Annotated in this window: 16 protein-coding genes; 4 read left to right on the forward strand and 12 right to left on the reverse strand. The window is 47.8% G+C overall.

Going from position 1 to position 15031, the window contains the following annotated elements; genetic code table 11:
* Positions 1 to 2257: FAD-dependent oxidoreductase (locus QNJ26_19320; protein ID MDJ0987700.1), on the reverse strand; the 2257-nt coding region annotated here is incomplete at its 3' end.
* A 117-nt stretch (positions 2258 to 2374) separates the two neighbouring features.
* On the opposite strand from QNJ26_19320, the gene QNJ26_19325 reads away from it, so the two are divergent.
* Positions 2375 to 4249, forward strand: a complete 1875-nt coding sequence (locus QNJ26_19325) for an FAD-dependent monooxygenase (protein MDJ0987701.1) — start codon at positions 2375 to 2377, stop codon at positions 4247 to 4249.
* Positions 4250 to 4265: 16 nt separating this feature from the next.
* Here QNJ26_19325 and QNJ26_19330 read toward each other — a convergent pair whose 3' ends face one another.
* The 11 genes from QNJ26_19330 to QNJ26_19380 all read right to left on the reverse strand — a co-directional run bounded on the left by QNJ26_19330 (position 4266) and on the right by QNJ26_19380 (position 13088).
* Positions 4266 to 4673 carry a DUF2177 family protein gene (locus QNJ26_19330; GenBank protein MDJ0987702.1) on the reverse strand — a complete coding sequence of 136 codons (408 nt, stop codon included), beginning with the start codon at positions 4671 to 4673 and terminating at the stop codon, positions 4266 to 4268.
* Positions 4674 to 4694: 21 nt separating this feature from the next.
* Positions 4695 to 5162, reverse strand: a complete 468-nt coding sequence (locus QNJ26_19335; GenBank protein MDJ0987703.1) for a DUF1499 domain-containing protein — start codon at positions 5160 to 5162, stop codon at positions 4695 to 4697.
* Between the two features lie 5 nt (positions 5163 to 5167).
* Positions 5168 to 5605, reverse strand: coding sequence for a universal stress protein (locus QNJ26_19340; protein MDJ0987704.1), 438 nt, complete (start codon positions 5603 to 5605; stop codon positions 5168 to 5170).
* Positions 5606 to 5981: 376 nt separating this feature from the next.
* The gene (locus QNJ26_19345) at positions 5982 to 6149 is read right to left on the reverse strand and encodes a hypothetical protein (GenBank protein MDJ0987705.1); all 168 of its coding nucleotides are present in this window, start codon (positions 6147 to 6149) and stop codon (positions 5982 to 5984) included.
* A gap of 27 nt (positions 6150 to 6176) precedes the next feature.
* The gene (locus QNJ26_19350; GenBank protein MDJ0987706.1) at positions 6177 to 7460 is read right to left on the reverse strand and encodes a cyclopropane-fatty-acyl-phospholipid synthase family protein; all 1284 of its coding nucleotides are present in this window, start codon (positions 7458 to 7460) and stop codon (positions 6177 to 6179) included.
* The gene (locus QNJ26_19355) at positions 7457 to 8239 is read right to left on the reverse strand and encodes a DUF1365 domain-containing protein (GenBank protein ID MDJ0987707.1); all 783 of its coding nucleotides are present in this window, start codon (positions 8237 to 8239) and stop codon (positions 7457 to 7459) included. The genes QNJ26_19350 and QNJ26_19355 overlap by 4 nt, the downstream gene beginning before the upstream one ends.
* 153 nt (positions 8240 to 8392) lie before the next feature.
* Positions 8393 to 9637, reverse strand: coding sequence for an FAD-dependent oxidoreductase (locus QNJ26_19360; GenBank protein MDJ0987708.1), 1245 nt, complete (start codon positions 9635 to 9637; stop codon positions 8393 to 8395).
* Between the two features lie 36 nt (positions 9638 to 9673).
* A complete protein-coding gene (locus QNJ26_19365) occupies positions 9674 to 10639 on the reverse strand; it encodes an acyl-CoA desaturase (protein MDJ0987709.1) in 966 nt (321 codons plus the stop codon).
* A 154-nt stretch (positions 10640 to 10793) separates the two neighbouring features.
* On the reverse strand, positions 10794 to 11771 hold the full coding sequence (locus tag QNJ26_19370) for an NAD(P)-dependent oxidoreductase (GenBank protein ID MDJ0987710.1): 978 nt from the start codon (positions 11769 to 11771) through the stop codon (positions 10794 to 10796).
* A 14-nt stretch (positions 11772 to 11785) separates the two neighbouring features.
* Entirely contained in the window at positions 11786 to 12499 is a 714-nt protein-coding gene (locus tag QNJ26_19375) for an SDR family oxidoreductase (GenBank protein ID MDJ0987711.1), read from the reverse strand.
* Between the two features lie 94 nt (positions 12500 to 12593).
* The gene (locus QNJ26_19380) at positions 12594 to 13088 is read right to left on the reverse strand and encodes a DUF4174 domain-containing protein (GenBank protein MDJ0987712.1); all 495 of its coding nucleotides are present in this window, start codon (positions 13086 to 13088) and stop codon (positions 12594 to 12596) included.
* Positions 13089 to 13192: 104 nt separating this feature from the next.
* Between QNJ26_19380 and QNJ26_19385 the strand changes: the two genes are divergently transcribed.
* From QNJ26_19385 to QNJ26_19395, 3 genes are read left to right on the forward strand one after another with little or no spacing between them, the layout of a single operon-like run.
* Complete coding sequence (locus tag QNJ26_19385) at positions 13193 to 14185, forward strand: hypothetical protein (protein MDJ0987713.1); 993 nt, start codon at positions 13193 to 13195, stop codon at positions 14183 to 14185.
* Positions 14186 to 14212: 27 nt separating this feature from the next.
* Positions 14213 to 14623, forward strand: a complete 411-nt coding sequence (locus QNJ26_19390) for a hypothetical protein (GenBank protein ID MDJ0987714.1) — start codon at positions 14213 to 14215, stop codon at positions 14621 to 14623.
* Between the two features lie 29 nt (positions 14624 to 14652).
* The gene (locus QNJ26_19395; GenBank protein ID MDJ0987715.1) at positions 14653 to 15024 is read left to right on the forward strand and encodes a hypothetical protein; all 372 of its coding nucleotides are present in this window, start codon (positions 14653 to 14655) and stop codon (positions 15022 to 15024) included.
* The last annotated feature ends 7 nt before the right edge of the window (positions 15025 to 15031 follow it).

Below are 15031 nucleotides of genomic sequence, written 5' to 3' on the forward strand. Positions count from 1 at the left end.
AAAAACAAGATCGCTGATAGATCGGGCCTATTGGCCTTTGGCCAATGCTTTTAAAAAATGCGTCGACTGCTAAAGATATTCGTTGTTCATTGTCTGTGTGGGCGTTGTCTTTGGACCACTGGATGTCGGCATGCAGCGTCCAGCATTCGGTCGCACCCCGCTGAGGCTTGCTGTTATTTCTGGCCACCCACCGAACCGCTGATCCATGAACAAAGATGGCGTCAAACGGCAGATCCAGCGGTTCGTTAAATGCAACCATCACCGCCAGGCAGGGCTGCATCTCAATGGCAGAGATGCGATCGCTTAGTTTCGGGCTAAGACCAACAAGACCGTTGGCCTGGGGTGGCGGGGCAGCGACGATGACAACATCATAGGGACCATGCACATTTTGTTGGGAATCCATCAATTGCCATTGTTCATTGTTTTTTTGAAGTGATTCGATCGCCGTATTGAAGCGAATATCGACACCCTCAGACAGATGCGCTGCAATCGCATCCATACCGGGAATTGCCACCCAGCGCTCAGTCAATTGTTTTTCAGCAGACAGACGCCCCTGCCTGGCAACACCGATTCTGCCCTTCCATGGCGCAACAATTCCATCCATTTGCCATGATCTGACGAAACGAACCGTACGCTCATCCCGCACCGTAAAATATTGGGCACCGCTGTCGAAAGTAAAGTCTGCATCTTTAAGAGTTGCCGTGCGGCCACCGGGTCTGCTGGCTTTTTCAAACACATGCACTTGATGATCATGGTCCATAAGCGTTCTGGCAGCAAAAAGTCCCGATATACCGGCACCGATAACTGCTATTTTGAATGGCTTTCCGGTTGCCGGCCCTTTGATTTTGTCAGCGTAAGCGGCCATATCCAGTCGTCTGGCATGATCTTTGGTGGAGCGGGGGCGCAACGCGCCAATCACCGGTCGATCCGGTCTAAAGGGTCGATCAAACAATCCCAGGCACCACAACAATCCGCCATAGGAGTTGGCATCATTACCATCCAAGGCCAAACGATGGTTTAAATCAATCATCATATCAAGCGCCGTCTGAGGATCAGAAGTCCAGTCAAGAAATGCCTTGCCCCATGTCATCCGCACATTATTGTGCAATTCTCCATGGACGAGCAGAGATTTCTGGGCGGCATCCCACAGCGCATCACCAGTTTGGCCCCGGTATAAACGCTCCCAGGAATATACTTCCTCGCGAGGATCATCTTTATGTTGTCTTATGGTCTCACGTGCCCATTGAGGAAGGACATCCAGTGTTTCCGGATATTGGTGATAAAAGCAAAAATTATGCGCCAGTTCGCGCCAGATGAGCAATTCGTCCAAGAATTTTGCAGCCCCGTTCGATCCATCCAGTTTTGCCTCTTTTGCGATGCGAAACGGAGACACGTGACCGTGATGTAAATACGCTGAAAGGCGGCTCACACCTCGAGGAAAAATGACAGCGGCATCATTGCGCAGACGGGCATAGCCTTTTAGACCCCGGCGCTTAAATTCCTCCCAACGCGCATATCCGGCGGAGGAACCGCCGGGGGTATGCACTACGGGCGGAATCGTATGATCAATATCACATTGGGCACACAAATCAGCAAAATCTGCATTTGCCAGGTCAAGGGCGTCAAACCCGCAATCGCCTGTGAACTTTTCGACCGCTTCATTAACATCTTCCCATGGTTGTCTGAGCCGCCGTTCAAATTCTTTTTGAGTGTGGTTTCGAAAGGCATAGGCACGAGCAAACGAGCGTTTGATCGACTGCATGGGAATAATGCACGTGCAATCCACCGCCCAGACAGCCGTGTTTCCCCGTCCAACCAGCTGGCGGGTCCATTGCGGGAAGGGCGGTGCCGGAAACTCTTCAGTGATAACCAATGCTGCACGACGTGCCAATACGCTGAGCGGAGAAGGTTCGCTTGGTTTGCGCCCCAGATAGAATACATGCATGATTCGTCGTTCTCGCAGCCGTTGTTGCACTTCCCGTGCACCTTCCATAATAAATGTGTGGTGACGGTCCGAGTTAAACGGATGCCGGCCGCCAAGTCCCTGATAAACCAATACCGGCAATTTTAATTGCGCAGCAATGCTCAGAGCCGTGTCTATGGCCGGGTTCTCATGGTTGCGAACGGCGTGATGCATCCAGTAAAGAATAAATTCACCGTCCAATCGTAACGGCACATCTTCGATCAATCGGATCCGTTCGAACAAGTGGGGCGGTAATCTTTTGACCGCCTCCGCTGATGATACCTTATGCGACATTGTTAAGGCCTTCTTGAGATTTTTTTATTAAGGATTGGATGAAAATGTTAATTTAACCCTTAATTTATCAATTTAAAGCTAAAATGTAAGTCTGCATTAAAAAAGGTTAAAGAACCTGTGGCTGGTGAACAACCTAAAAGCGGCAAGCTGCAAATACCCGACAGAAACGATGTCATTATTATCGGGGCCGGACCCGTGGGCCTGGTCGCCTCATTATTATTGAGCAAATATCACGTACCGCATGTCCTGGTTGAACAACTGGCCAAACCCGATAACCATCCCCAGGCGCATTTTATAAATTGCCGCTCCATGGAAATTTTACGAGAGATCGGTAGGCTCGATCAGACGCTTTATATGCAGAGCGCGCCCCCTGATGAATGGCGTCGTTTCGTCTACTGTACGAGTCTGGCAGATCTCCCAGCTTTGGGTCACAGCCAACAAAAACTATCCGGTTCGCTGCTCGGCGTGGTTGACCATTTCGCCAATGCTCCTGATGTGGAATACAGTCCCGGACGGGTCGTGCATTTCCCGCAACACGATTTGGTTCGCTTGCTGCGCAAAGCGGCCTTGAACAGCCGCTTTTGCACCCTAGTGGAAGGGTATCGTGCCGAAATTGAAGAGCAACACGCACATGTTGATGTCTTTGTCAGCGGCAATCGAAACTCCCGACGACGGCATGTTAAAACGCAATACGTAGTGGCTGCTGATGGTGCCCATAGCACCACACGCAAACAGCTTGGCATTAAATTAAATAGTGATACCGGAACCTTACAACATCTGATAAATGTTCACTTCATTAGTACCCAACTCGCCGAAAATCTTCGCACCCGAATTCCGGCAATGCTTTACTTCGTTTATTCCAGTGCTGGGGTTGCTGTTTTGGTTGCCCATTCGTTTAAACGTGGTGAGTTTGTAGCCCAAATACCCTATTTCCCCCCATATCAGCAAATCGAAGATTTTGACAAAACCCGCTGTACAGGATTGCTCCAAAAACTTGCCGGGCAGAATCTCCCGATTGACATTCGCAGTATCCGCTCGTGGCGTATGGGTACCTGGCAGGCATCGCGATATCGGTCCAAATGGGGTCGTTGTTTTTTGATCGGAGACGCCGCTCATCAGTTCACGCCAGCCGGCGGTTTTGGAATGAATACTGGAATTCAGGATGCGCATAATCTCATTTGGAAAATGGTTATGACCCTTCGCTCAGAAAGAAGTGCAAAGAGCATATCCGCAGAGCGCCTGCTAGCAACCTTTGAGGATGAACGCCGGCCTGTTGCACAAATGAATTCAAAATTAAGTGTTGCAAACTATCTAATGACACTGCATATTCCCAGTGCCATTGGTTTACACCTTAGCATGGCAAACCGATTAAATAGTTTTTTCAACTGCTTGCCCGGACTTCATGGACTCAAACGCGTTCTTTTTCAGTCGGTGATGCGTCTGGGTCTTAAACAGGTTAACTGGCTTAAATCAGATCATCCGATCATCAGATATCGGCGACGCGTGCTGCGCGGCATTTTCAACAATGTGAAGGACAAAACTTTGCAACTGTTGTTTCCTGGCCAGGATATGGGATTTGTATATGAAAAAGGCTGGCTGTTTGGACCCAAGACAGAAACTCGTTCACAAATCGATCCGTTTGTGTTCAAACCTGAGTTGAGGGTCGGCGGGCGCGTTCCACATTTTTGGCTGGCCGACAGCAAAGGCCAGCAGTTTTCAGTATTAGATTTGCCCTCAATGATGATTGGAACTGAAGTGCATCCTAAGTGTGTGATGCTGCAAGCGGGCAAAATGATGACCGCAGAATTAAAATTTAATACAATTGCCGACTTGTCATTTACAACCGTTCAGATTTCACAAAGCAGATCGTCAAAACGGGCTAATTTTAGCTACCATTTAAAAAGACCTGATTTCTTACCCAAATCCTTTGCAATGCTCATTCGCCCGGACGGACATATTGCCTGGTTACAAATGGATTCATCGCTTGATTGAGCCCAATTTCAATTTGTTACAGCAACCAACGAGCGAGTATGAAGCTTAACGTTGCAACCGCTGTGCAAAGCACTACTCCCCAGATAATATCTACCACAACAATGTTCAGCGGCCAGTTTTTGAGCAGGGCTAAATTGGTAAGTTCATAGGTCATGTAAGTGAAAAATCCAAATAAAGCCCCATACAGCATCGCATGTTGCCAGGAATTTTTGGCTAAAGCGGGCACAACGGCAAAAATCAGAATTCCGGCAATGAAAAGCAAGTAAAATAGAATTGCCGCCGCCCAGTTAACCTGAGGGCTGAGCAGATGGTTCAAATTTTTTTGATAAAATCCTTTGGCCACCACCCCTAACCAAATCAGGTCGACAATAAAGAAGACCGGAACAGTCAGCGCATAGAGCTTTAAATAGTAAGCGACGTTCATGGGAACCTCGTTGAGCTGTGGTTATTCATCATCACCTATTCCGGAGGATGCTTCTTGCGCCAAACTTTTGAATGCTGCCCGCAAAAGCTCTACTCGCCGGCGATTGGTGCCAAAATCGTAGTAGCCAGACCTTGAAGCAGACTTGATGTGAATAACAGATTCATCGGGCGGCAAGAAAAATTGGACATCGTCGACAAAGCGAAATAAAAAAGAGCGAAATTCCGCGTGCAGATAATTTAAGTCACTTTTCACTATTCGCACCCGTTGCGTATTTTCCAGAATAAAGATCAATCTTTGCCGAGCGTTATCGACAGTGCCGTCGTAGGTAATGGGTTGGACAAAATGTTTTATATCCTCAGTTAAAGATGAAACACAGTTGGGCGAATCTGGGCAGGGCGAAAAAATTTTAGAACTGGTGGACGTGCCAGCATGGATAGATGAAGTGCCGAGAGAAATGCAAATGCATATTGAAAGCGTCTTTAGGCTCATTTCGCTTACACGGGAATAATCAGAGTGGGGATCTCGGTGCATTTGGTCACGCGGTCAGCCACGCTGCCAAAATCAAAATGAGCTTCGCTGCCCCGGCTGGCGATAACAACCATATCAATACTTTCCTTCTCGATCAATTTAAGGATCTCTTTGGCCGGCTCACCGACACTGATGTGGCGAAAATATAGCGGACAAGCATTTAAAAATTTTTCGCAAATCTCATCCAGCCGCCCCTCAGCGGTTTGCTTTTCCCACTGCTTCATTTTTTCGATATCCTCTGGATCATTATGTCCATAAGAAGCCCCCACAGCAGGGTAATCTTTCAAAACGTAGAGAATATGAATCTCAGCAGCATACTTTTCAGCTAAGGAGGTGACCACCGGTAATGCTTTGGCGGCATTCTCGGAGAAATCAGTCGGCCATAAGATCTTATTAAATTCCATGGTTTAATGTCCCCCAGATTGAAGATGAAAGATTGACGGTTAGAAGCTGATAGAACAATATTAATTTATGCGCCTGCAAAGACAAGCATACTTTGCTGGCTCACAGACCAATATAATAAGCATTAGTTTGCAGTCCAACAAATACTTTTTTGTATCAAAGCACAACAGCATTTGCCCTGTTAGCAAATGGTAATTTTTTAGCCAAAAAGCTTAGAACGCTCTATTCAGAAAATAGGGAGGTAGCGTGGTGGTTCAGTGGCATTTTCTCAGCCGAGGAAAGGAGGTAAACTCAACAGAGACTGAACCACCACCGTCAATGGAGGAATCATTCGAGACTACGACTATACAGAGACCAAAATTTGACCAAAAGTTACAATTAAATCTTATTGCCATTGAATTCGTCTGGAATGGATGCTCCAGGCTCCTCTGGATTCATTTTTTCAAATAAGTCTCTGATATCACTCAAATAAGCCATGCAGTGTGCGCCAAACCACCATATTTCAACCAGTATCAACAACAATAGAATCGGAACCCAAACAGTCATTGGGGGTCTCCTTTCCAAAAGTGTTTACTATGTGGCTAAATCAGGAATCAACGGCTCGCGTCGGCACATGGGCTTGGTGAACAACATCTGCACATTACCAATGTAGCGCTCCGCAAAACCCGCTTCACAATAACTCAGATAATAATCCCACATGCGAATAAACGCCTCTGAGTAGTCCAGCTCTTTGACAACATCAATATTATCAAAGAATTGCTCCCGCCAGCAGGCTAAGGTCCTGGCGTAGTGCGCTGTGATATCTTCCAGATGAAATAGACGCAAATTAGTCACTTTGGCGATCGAAGATGTAATGGCCGCAATGGATGGTATACAACTTCCCGGAAATATGTAGCGCTTGATGAAATCGACCGAGCGTTTGTGGCGCTCAAACACCTGATCGGTAATGGTGATCGCCTGCAGCAACATCATGCCGTCAGGCTTAAGCAACCGGCTACAGGTTTTAAAGTAAGCATCCAGATAATGATGCCCAACCGCTTCGATCATTTCAATCGACACCAGTTTAGAGTAGGTTCCCTTCAAATCACGGTAGTCCTTCATCACCAGCTCTATGCGGTCGGCTACTCCGGAATCTGCAATGCGCTTTTGGGCCAGTTTAAATTGCTTGTCGGAAATGGTGGTGGTGGTCACGCGGCAACCAAAATTTTTGGCCGCATAAATAGCAAAGCCACCCCAGCCGGAGCCAATTTCAACGACGTCATCAGCAGGGCCAAGTTCAAGTTTTCGGCAGATGCGGTCGTATTTGGCAAGGGAGGCGTCTTGCATGCTGCTGCTTTCGCTTTTAAAAATACCGCAGGAATAGGTCAGGGTTTCATCTAAGAACAATCGATAAAAATCATTGCCCAGATCATAATGGGCCACAATATTTTTACGACTGCCGCTGCGCGTATTTTTGCGCAGAAAATGCCCGATCCTTTGCAGCGGGGCCGAAAGCTTTGACCAGCCCTTATCCAGACGCTCAAAACTGTCGCGATTCAGGGCCATGATACGCAGCGCGGCAGTCAAATCGTCTGCCGACCAGAAACCGCTCATGTAAGCCTCAGCGGTGCCGATGCTGCCCCCAAGGATAGCTTTGGTGTAGAATCGGGGATGATAAACAGTTATGACCGCCTCGAGCGGATAGGTGCTGCTGGTCTGACCGAAGACATGACACTGCGATCCCTCCAGGACAGTAATTTTACCCCGCTTTAGCTTTTGCAGGATAGCAAAAAGAAGTCTGCGTGCCAGCCCGTCTGTCGGTCGCGCCTGGAGGTTTTCCAGCGCCTGCGACTCTGACGGCATGATGGAGGTTGTCATGGGTGAGTATTTTCTCCTGTTAACTTGCGTTTTTTGGGGTGAACGAACACGGGTGTCTTTTTGAGCAAAAGACGCAATGCCTGCCAATATATCATGGCAGTGACCTTGGCAGTCATCATCGGGTATTTGATGAGCACATCGGTCAATGCCCAGGAGCTGATCTCGCGGCGCTGCAAGGCCAGGCTGGCATCAAAAAGCATCTTTCTATCCTCGTAATCGATCATATGTACACGGATAGTCTTGCCCGGTTCACGAAAGCGCCAATCATAGTCGATATTCATGTCAATAAAAGGTGACACATGAAAATCCTTAACAAAGCGATGTCGTCGCCATTTTTTGACCAAATGTTCATTGCTTTCTCGACCTAATACGTAACAGTGAACTTCACCCCAGGGGGTGTTGTGTATTTCAACAACGATGGTCTCAACGCTTGTATCCTTGGCGTCATAGCAGTAGTAAAAGCTGGCCGGGTTAAAGCAATAACCGAAGTAGCGCAAATGTGTCAGCATGCGTATGGGCCCTTCAGGCGGCCGCCCGGTTTTTTCGGCGACCAGATTTCGCACCGCCTTATCGAGCGGCATCTGGGGATCACCGAAGTGGTCTTTGCGACGCAAATAGGCGATGTTGGGTCGCTGATAAGACCACAGCGGATGCGCATCAAATACCTGCGGCAGCTCCGCCAAGTCCAGATACAGAAAGAACAAACGATAGCGAAACATATTCTGTCTGGGCTTAAAACGGCGATGCCGAACAGTGCCCTCATAGATGCAACTGTGCATAGGCCGTCCTTGCAATTATTTAACATTTACGATGGGACGCGTTTAATATAAGCACGGAATGAGTTTCGTCAGCAGCCCGATGGCTGTTTTTAACAGAAATGAGGTGTCATGAAAGCGATTGCAAGGCGCATATTCAATCCATTTTGAGACTGGTCAAAGGGATTTACCGAAATGCTTTGCAACCACCAATGCACTATTGACCCCGTCTTCATGGAAGCCATACCCCCAGTAGGCTCCGCAAAAATAAGTTTGTTTGACCCCATTGATCTCCTCATGGCGGTTTCTGGCGGCCAAACTTGTTGGATTATACACAGGATGATGATAGTGCATTTCCTTGATTTTTTTGGCGGGGTCAATGGTGGCGGGTAAATTGAGCGTAACGCAATATTCGGCGGGAGCAGATAAACTTTGTAGAATATTCATGTCATAGGTAAGGGCCACGCGCGCCATTTCGTCCTCAGGAATATGGTAATTCCAGCTGGCCCAGGCCGCCTTTTTTCGGGGCAAAACCGATTCATCTGAATGCAGCACCGCATGATTGTCCTGATAGGGAATCGCCCCCAGGATTTCTTTTTCGCTGTCTGAGGGATCCGCCAGCATGGCCAGGGCCTGATCACTGTGGGTGGCGATGACCACCTGATCAAAGCGCTCGGGCTGGCCGTTGGCAGTTTGGACGCTGACATGATCCGAATGGCGCCGAATGGATGTGACCGGGCAACTCAGACGGATATGATCCCGATAAGGCCAGGTCAGGGGTGCCACATACTGTTTCGAGCCCCCCTTTATGACCAGCCATTGGGGCTGATTGCGAACATTTAAAAATCCATGATTTTTAAAAAATTGGGCAAAATACAGGGCCGGAAATTCATTGAATTTTACCGGATCCGCCGACCAAATGGCCTCGCCCATGGGAATGATAAAATGCTCGATGAACAGCCGTGAAAACTGCTTAGCGGTTAAAAAATTTTCGAGGGTCAAGGTGTAATCATCGCTTTTAAGAAGCGCTTCGGACTCACGCCTAAATTTAAAAATATCGAAGATCATCCGATAAAATGATGGCCGCAATAGATTCTTGCGCTGAATAAAAAGCGAATTCAAAGAGCTGGGGCTAAATTCCAAGCCGGTCTTTTTGCACTGCACACTAAAGCTCATATTGGAAGGTTGCCAGGCAACACCCAGACGCTTCATCAACCGCACAAAATTGGGATAGGTTTTTTCGTTGAAGACAATAAATCCGGTATCCACCGCATATTTATCGCCATTCAGACTGACATCGATGGTGTGCGTGTGGCCACCGATATAATCCTCGGCCTCAAATATGACCAGTTCATGCTCATCACTGAGCAAATAGGCGGCCACCATGCCTGCAATACCGGTTCCGATGACTGCAATACGCATTTAACGGTCCCCCAGTCAAATTAAAGAGAAGTTGTGTCAGGGCGTGTCAACGACCACTCGGTTTTGGTCGCGCAAATCATCGGGCAACCCCCGCAGATCTCGGACAATGCCCAGCCAGGAAAAGATTTTAAGCAGGTAATAGGTAATATCAATTTCCCACCAATAAAAGCCCTGGCGTGCGGTAATCGCATAATGATGGTGATTGTTATGCCACCCTTCACCCAACGTAATCAGCGCTAAAAGGGCATTGTTGCGGCTGGTGTCCGGGGTATCATAGCGCCGGCTGCCGAACATATGGTCAAAGGAATTAATCGTCACCGTACCGTGAAAAAGCGCCACCGTCGAGATAAAAAAGCCCCAGATGAGCAGCTGGGGGCCATTGGTTTGCAGCTGGGGTGCGTAGATTTCCAGCAATAGGCCCCCAAAGAATAAGGCACAGGCCAATAAAACCGGGATGACAATGTCAAAACGATTGATCCAACGCAGCTCCGGGAATCTGGCCCAATCTTTCACATATTTCATCTTGGTCGGAAAATTCGCCGGGGATGTTAACCACCCCATATGGCTCCATACAAAGCCGTGCTGACGGGGTGAATGGATATCTTTATCGGTGTCGGCGTAGCGGTGATGATGGCGATGATGCGCCGCCCACCAAAGCGGCCCGCGCTGAACGGAAGAATTGCCCAGAACAGCAAACCAAAATTGCCAGAATCGGTTGGTCTTAAACGCATTATGTGAAAAATAGCGGTGGTAGAATCCGGTAATGGCAAACATGCGTATAAGATAAAGACCGATAGCCGTCAAAACGGCAAACCAGCTCCAGCCCACCCAGATAACTCCCAAACACATTAGATGCATGATGAGAAACGGGATGATGCGAAACCAATCGACTTTTTTACCTTCAGCGATGGAGAGCTGCTCGGCAGATGCATCGGTATCGAACCAACGCCACAAGGACAAAAGGACAGATGATTTTTTAGAGTGAGATTTAACTTTTTTCATGAATTAGACATTACGATCGTCATTATTCTTGATTAATTGTTGTATTCTTGAAGGTTGGCCCGGAGAGGTCTGGGTTCTTTCTTAAAGGATTCGAACCACAAATTCAATAGTATTTTGTAATGATTGGTGATTATTCTGTTTAATTTAATAGAATTTAACCCAAATCCAGATTAGACGGCAACCAATAAAAAGAAATCGCGTCGTCTAACACAGCGGGGATTCCCTGGTGAATGGTTGGAAATTTGGGCTCCGCACCGACTGCCTGGCGCAGAGTTCCCGGCACAACCGGCACTCGCAGATTCCAGCACGAGATAGCGCCGCTGGGGTATGGATTTGGCTGGTCGGCTAACTTGTAAATAGCACCTAACAACCGTGTGCCCACATAAGCTAACCCGCGCGGGACATGCTTCACACGCACTCGTGGATGATGGGTTTGCAGGGTTTTGAAAAATTCATTCCACGTACAGGAGAACTCATCGGCCACAACCCATATGCCCGAGCGACGGTTTTCAGCTGCCCGAATAATGGCATGCGCCGCATCATCAATATGGATATGGGCGAATGCGTTATCCCCTTTTCCTGGCAAAAAAATCTGACCGTATCGGATGCGATCAAATAACAGGCTGTGGGCCCCGTAGACATGTGACAGCCTCAAAGAAACAAAACAGATACCGGCGTCAGCAGCCATGTCTGCCAGTCGCTGTTCAGCCTCGAGCTTTGCCTGTCCATATCCGGACATCGGTGATGGTTGCGTGTATTGATCAATCGGTTTGTCGCTATCCCCATAAACCAGCAAAGTGCTGGCAAACACAAAATTTTTAACGCCGGCTTCGATGGCGGCCTGCATTAGACTTAGCGAGCCTTTGACTATGGATGCATAAAGTCGCGGATAAGGTTCAAAGGTAGCGCGAGCCCCCAGATGAATAACCGTATCAGTTGCATTCAGAGCGTTATCCAGACTTTGGCGGTGGTGCAAATCGGCTTGGATTATTTCAGCACCCAGGTGTTTGAGCATCGCCTCGCGGTCAGGGCGCCTGACCATCAATTTTGGGCGCAACCCCCGTTGATTCAATTGCCTGGACACTTCGATACCGATAAAACCGGTGGCCCCGGTAACCAAAACATTTTGCACTTTAGTGATCCTATTTATCTGAAGGTTCGCAAAGCGCTCATACCGCCATCGACATGAATGATTTGACCGGTCATCCAGGCACTGGCATCGGACAGCAAATGGATGGCGATTTGGGCAATTTCCTGCGGTGTTCCGATCCGCTTTGACGGATGGCGTTCTGCGGAAGCTTTCCGTTTTTCTTCGCTCGACAACAAACCCTGAGCCAACGGCGTATCCGTAAGTGAAGGGGCGATGGCATTCACACGGATCCGGGGCGCAAATTCAGCCGCCAAAGAACGGGTCAAACCCTCCACGGCTGCTTTGGCCCCCGCAACAGAGGCATGAAAAGGCATACCAGTTTGAACGGCCACCGTGCTGAACAGCACTATGGCGGCGCCGGTTTTTGACTTTTTTAAATTCGGCAGACACGCTTGAATCGTTTTAACCGCCCCTAAAAAGTTAACCTGCCAGTCTTCCAAAAAGTCATTCATCGTCAACCGATGAAAGGGCTTCAGCCGAATGGTCCCCGGACAATATACGATTCCATTCAGCACCTCCGGCAACCCCTCAAAATTGAGCGAATCGGCCTGCACATCGATTGTCAGATGGTGTAAACCGTCCAGCGGGGTTAAAGCATCATTGGATCGTGACCCCACATACACCTTGTTATCTTTTTCATGCAGCGTCTTGGTAATTTCCAGTCCAATACCAGAACTGCCGCCAACGACTAAAAAATTTTTGGTATCCATGTATTTTCCTCCATTGAAAATGAGCTGTCAATTGCCAACCATCGGCAGAAATACCCTATTATGACATTGCGCCTTACAAAGTTAGGTTCCGCGGCTACTGCTTTCTTTGGCGCATTTCATTCTGACGCATGGGCATTGAATCAATCAATTCAAAAACAGTAGCTAAGCTGACATAGCCTTTGCGCTTCAGCTTGACGCCCCCATCTTTACCAACCAGAATAAGGGTGAATTCATTTTTAGCAATGCCAAATCGATCTCGGAATGAGTCCGCCGTTTGTCGGTCTACGGCCGCGGTGTTTATTCGAGATTCGCCCTGCTCAAATATTTCAAAAATCACCAGATCGCGGTCTTTGACTTCTTCTGGTTGTCTGGCAATGTCATGCTGCAACTTTTTGAATTCCGGATGGTTGCTATCTGGTGCAATCAAAAAAAGCAGTCTATTCTTCCACTGAAATTCACTTAAGTCCATTGGTAGCGCATCCTTGCGATCATAAACGAACACCGCTGTCGCAACGATCATACTAATTATTAGCGTTTGAACATACGGTAAACATTTTTTCATAGACTTTAACCCGTTTGCAAATTTCAATATACTGCTCATAGTGTAATATACGATAAGTCGATGCGAGATTTTGTAAAGTTTGTTAGCCCAGATCACATTAAACATTAACTGCCTTCAATAGCTTAAAACGTATGATCTACATATCGATTGGATTATCTATTCATCGGCCGGAAGTAATCGGTCTGTCTGCTGAATCAATGCAGGGTCACGAAGCGATTTTTCTGGAAGAGCCGCCGCAGGCTGAATTGCAGTGCATGCTGGAGGGTTCCCTTTCTGTCGAAGAATATTTAATGGTCATGGATGTCGAATATCCAGAGTTCAGTCGTCGCATGTGCCAGCTCATGCGCAAATTTTATGCTGAGGGGATTAAAATTATCCAGTTGGAGCCTTTTCTGGAGAATTTAATCGGCATTCATGATTTTTTTGCTCAAGGGCATCGTCCTGAAGATTTGAAGCCAAATACGGTGCAGCATCAGGTCTACATCGCCGAGCGAGATGCCACCAAAGCCCTCTTGGATTATTACGAAAAGGTTTCAGATGGGTCGTTTGATGGGGCAATTTCAGCGATCATCCGGTTTGCCCAGGCTGACGCAGCCCGCTTCCGCTTGCGTGATAACTTGCGCGCCCAAGCCTTGGTCGCTGATCTCACGCAATACGCGTCTGCGTATATAGAGGCCGGCTCGATTCATTACGGACTTTATCCGCAGCTCAAAAAAAGGCTGCCCAAAGAGGTCCGCATCAAACCAATATTTATCGATCATAAAGCGTTGCAAGCGATAGGCAAACGCGGTCATTTGTATGGACCGGGCGATCAGTTAACGCTGCGCTACATCCTTCATCCGAACAGCAACAACACTCAATTCGAAAGATTGCTAGCCGCCCGTTCATTGGTATATGCAAAACTTGTAGAAAAAGAGGAGCTTTCGACCGATTTGGAAACATTTCCGCATGTTCGCAACGAGTTCGATTGTATTCAGTCCGTTCGACAATTGACGTTGGATGATTGCAGGCGTCTGTTTCCGTTGATCCGTCGTTCAAAAAGCGTGAACGCTCGATATATGATTGACGATTACATGACGCGCTTCAAAAAACAGGCGCCGCCTGCAATAAATTTATCCAATTAATTTGCCGCTGAGGAGATCGTTGTACAAATGAAACCGATACCGTTTTATCCTCAAAAAGACCTCGCGCCGATGGTTTTTGACATCCAAACATGTCAATTGGCGCAAGAAATGAAACGCCTGGGAATTGATTGGCGACCCCACGTGGGCTGTTTTGTATGGGATCCGGACAACACCATCGAAGTCGATTCGCCGTTTCCGCATCGAATTTATTTCATTCTAAGTCTTCCGCGCTTTATCGATATCTTCGGTAGCCTGGAGGCCATCGCCAAAAAGCTCGTATGGTTGCCGACCTGGCACCAGGCCCGGTTGCTGTGTAAACAGCTAAACGTATCAGATGACGCCGTGGCCGATATCTGGCAGGGCACAACGGCTTTTTCAGCGGGCAAAGAACTGCCCCAAATTTATGAGCTCATCATCAACACTCTTCAAAAACGGTAGGGCCGAATAAGGCAGGAAAGGCAATCCAAATGTCATCTTCAAATCGTCGAATCGATCAGCTGTGCAAGACGCTCATATCTGAAACATGGGGGGATGGAGATAACTTCCCTGAAGAATTGAACTCATGGGCAAACCAGATCTTTCGCGAATTCATCGTTGGTTATTTGAATTTTTTGCGGCAAAATGAGGCCAAACCGTCGGATTGGTTTCCCAAAAGGCTTGTCATCGACTGGGATCTGGTCGACGACATGCGGCATTTTTTTTCTGATTACCAGCACATCACAAATTCCTTCTTAACCCTCAAACGGCAAATGAGAGAACTGCAGGCTATTGACAAACACCAACAGCCCCACGCTTACCAGCACATGATCACCGACATTTTAGCCGACACAGACCGATAGCCGACCT

This window comes from Desulfobacterales bacterium, from assembly GCA_030066985.1.
Classification (GTDB): Bacteria; Desulfobacterota; Desulfobacteria; order Desulfobacterales; family JAHEIW01; genus JAHEIW01.

Coding starts and splice junctions, on each gene's coding strand:
- QNJ26_19355 (MDJ0987707.1), bottom strand. CDS start 8,239: ATGCACAGTTGCATCTATGAGGGCACTGTTCGGCATCGCCGTTTTAAG.
- QNJ26_19365 (MDJ0987709.1), bottom strand. CDS start 10,639: ATGAAAAAAGTTAAATCTCACTCTAAAAAATCATCTGTCCTTTTGTCC.
- QNJ26_19345 (MDJ0987705.1), bottom strand. CDS start 6,149: ATGACTGTTTGGGTTCCGATTCTATTGTTGTTGATACTGGTTGAAATA.
- QNJ26_19375 (MDJ0987711.1), bottom strand. CDS start 12,499: ATGGATACCAAAAATTTTTTAGTCGTTGGCGGCAGTTCTGGTATTGGA.
- QNJ26_19340 (MDJ0987704.1), bottom strand. CDS start 5,605: ATGGAATTTAATAAGATCTTATGGCCGACTGATTTCTCCGAGAATGCC.
- QNJ26_19395 (MDJ0987715.1), top strand. CDS start 14,653: ATGTCATCTTCAAATCGTCGAATCGATCAGCTGTGCAAGACGCTCATA.
- QNJ26_19330 (MDJ0987702.1), bottom strand. CDS start 4,673: ATGAACGTCGCTTACTATTTAAAGCTCTATGCGCTGACTGTTCCGGTC.
- QNJ26_19390 (MDJ0987714.1), top strand. CDS start 14,213: ATGAAACCGATACCGTTTTATCCTCAAAAAGACCTCGCGCCGATGGTT.
- QNJ26_19360 (MDJ0987708.1), bottom strand. CDS start 9,637: ATGCGTATTGCAGTCATCGGAACCGGTATTGCAGGCATGGTGGCCGCC.
- QNJ26_19335 (MDJ0987703.1), bottom strand. CDS start 5,162: ATGAGCCTAAAGACGCTTTCAATATGCATTTGCATTTCTCTCGGCACT.
- QNJ26_19385 (MDJ0987713.1), top strand. CDS start 13,193: ATGATCTACATATCGATTGGATTATCTATTCATCGGCCGGAAGTAATC.
- QNJ26_19350 (MDJ0987706.1), bottom strand. CDS start 7,460: ATGACAACCTCCATCATGCCGTCAGAGTCGCAGGCGCTGGAAAACCTC.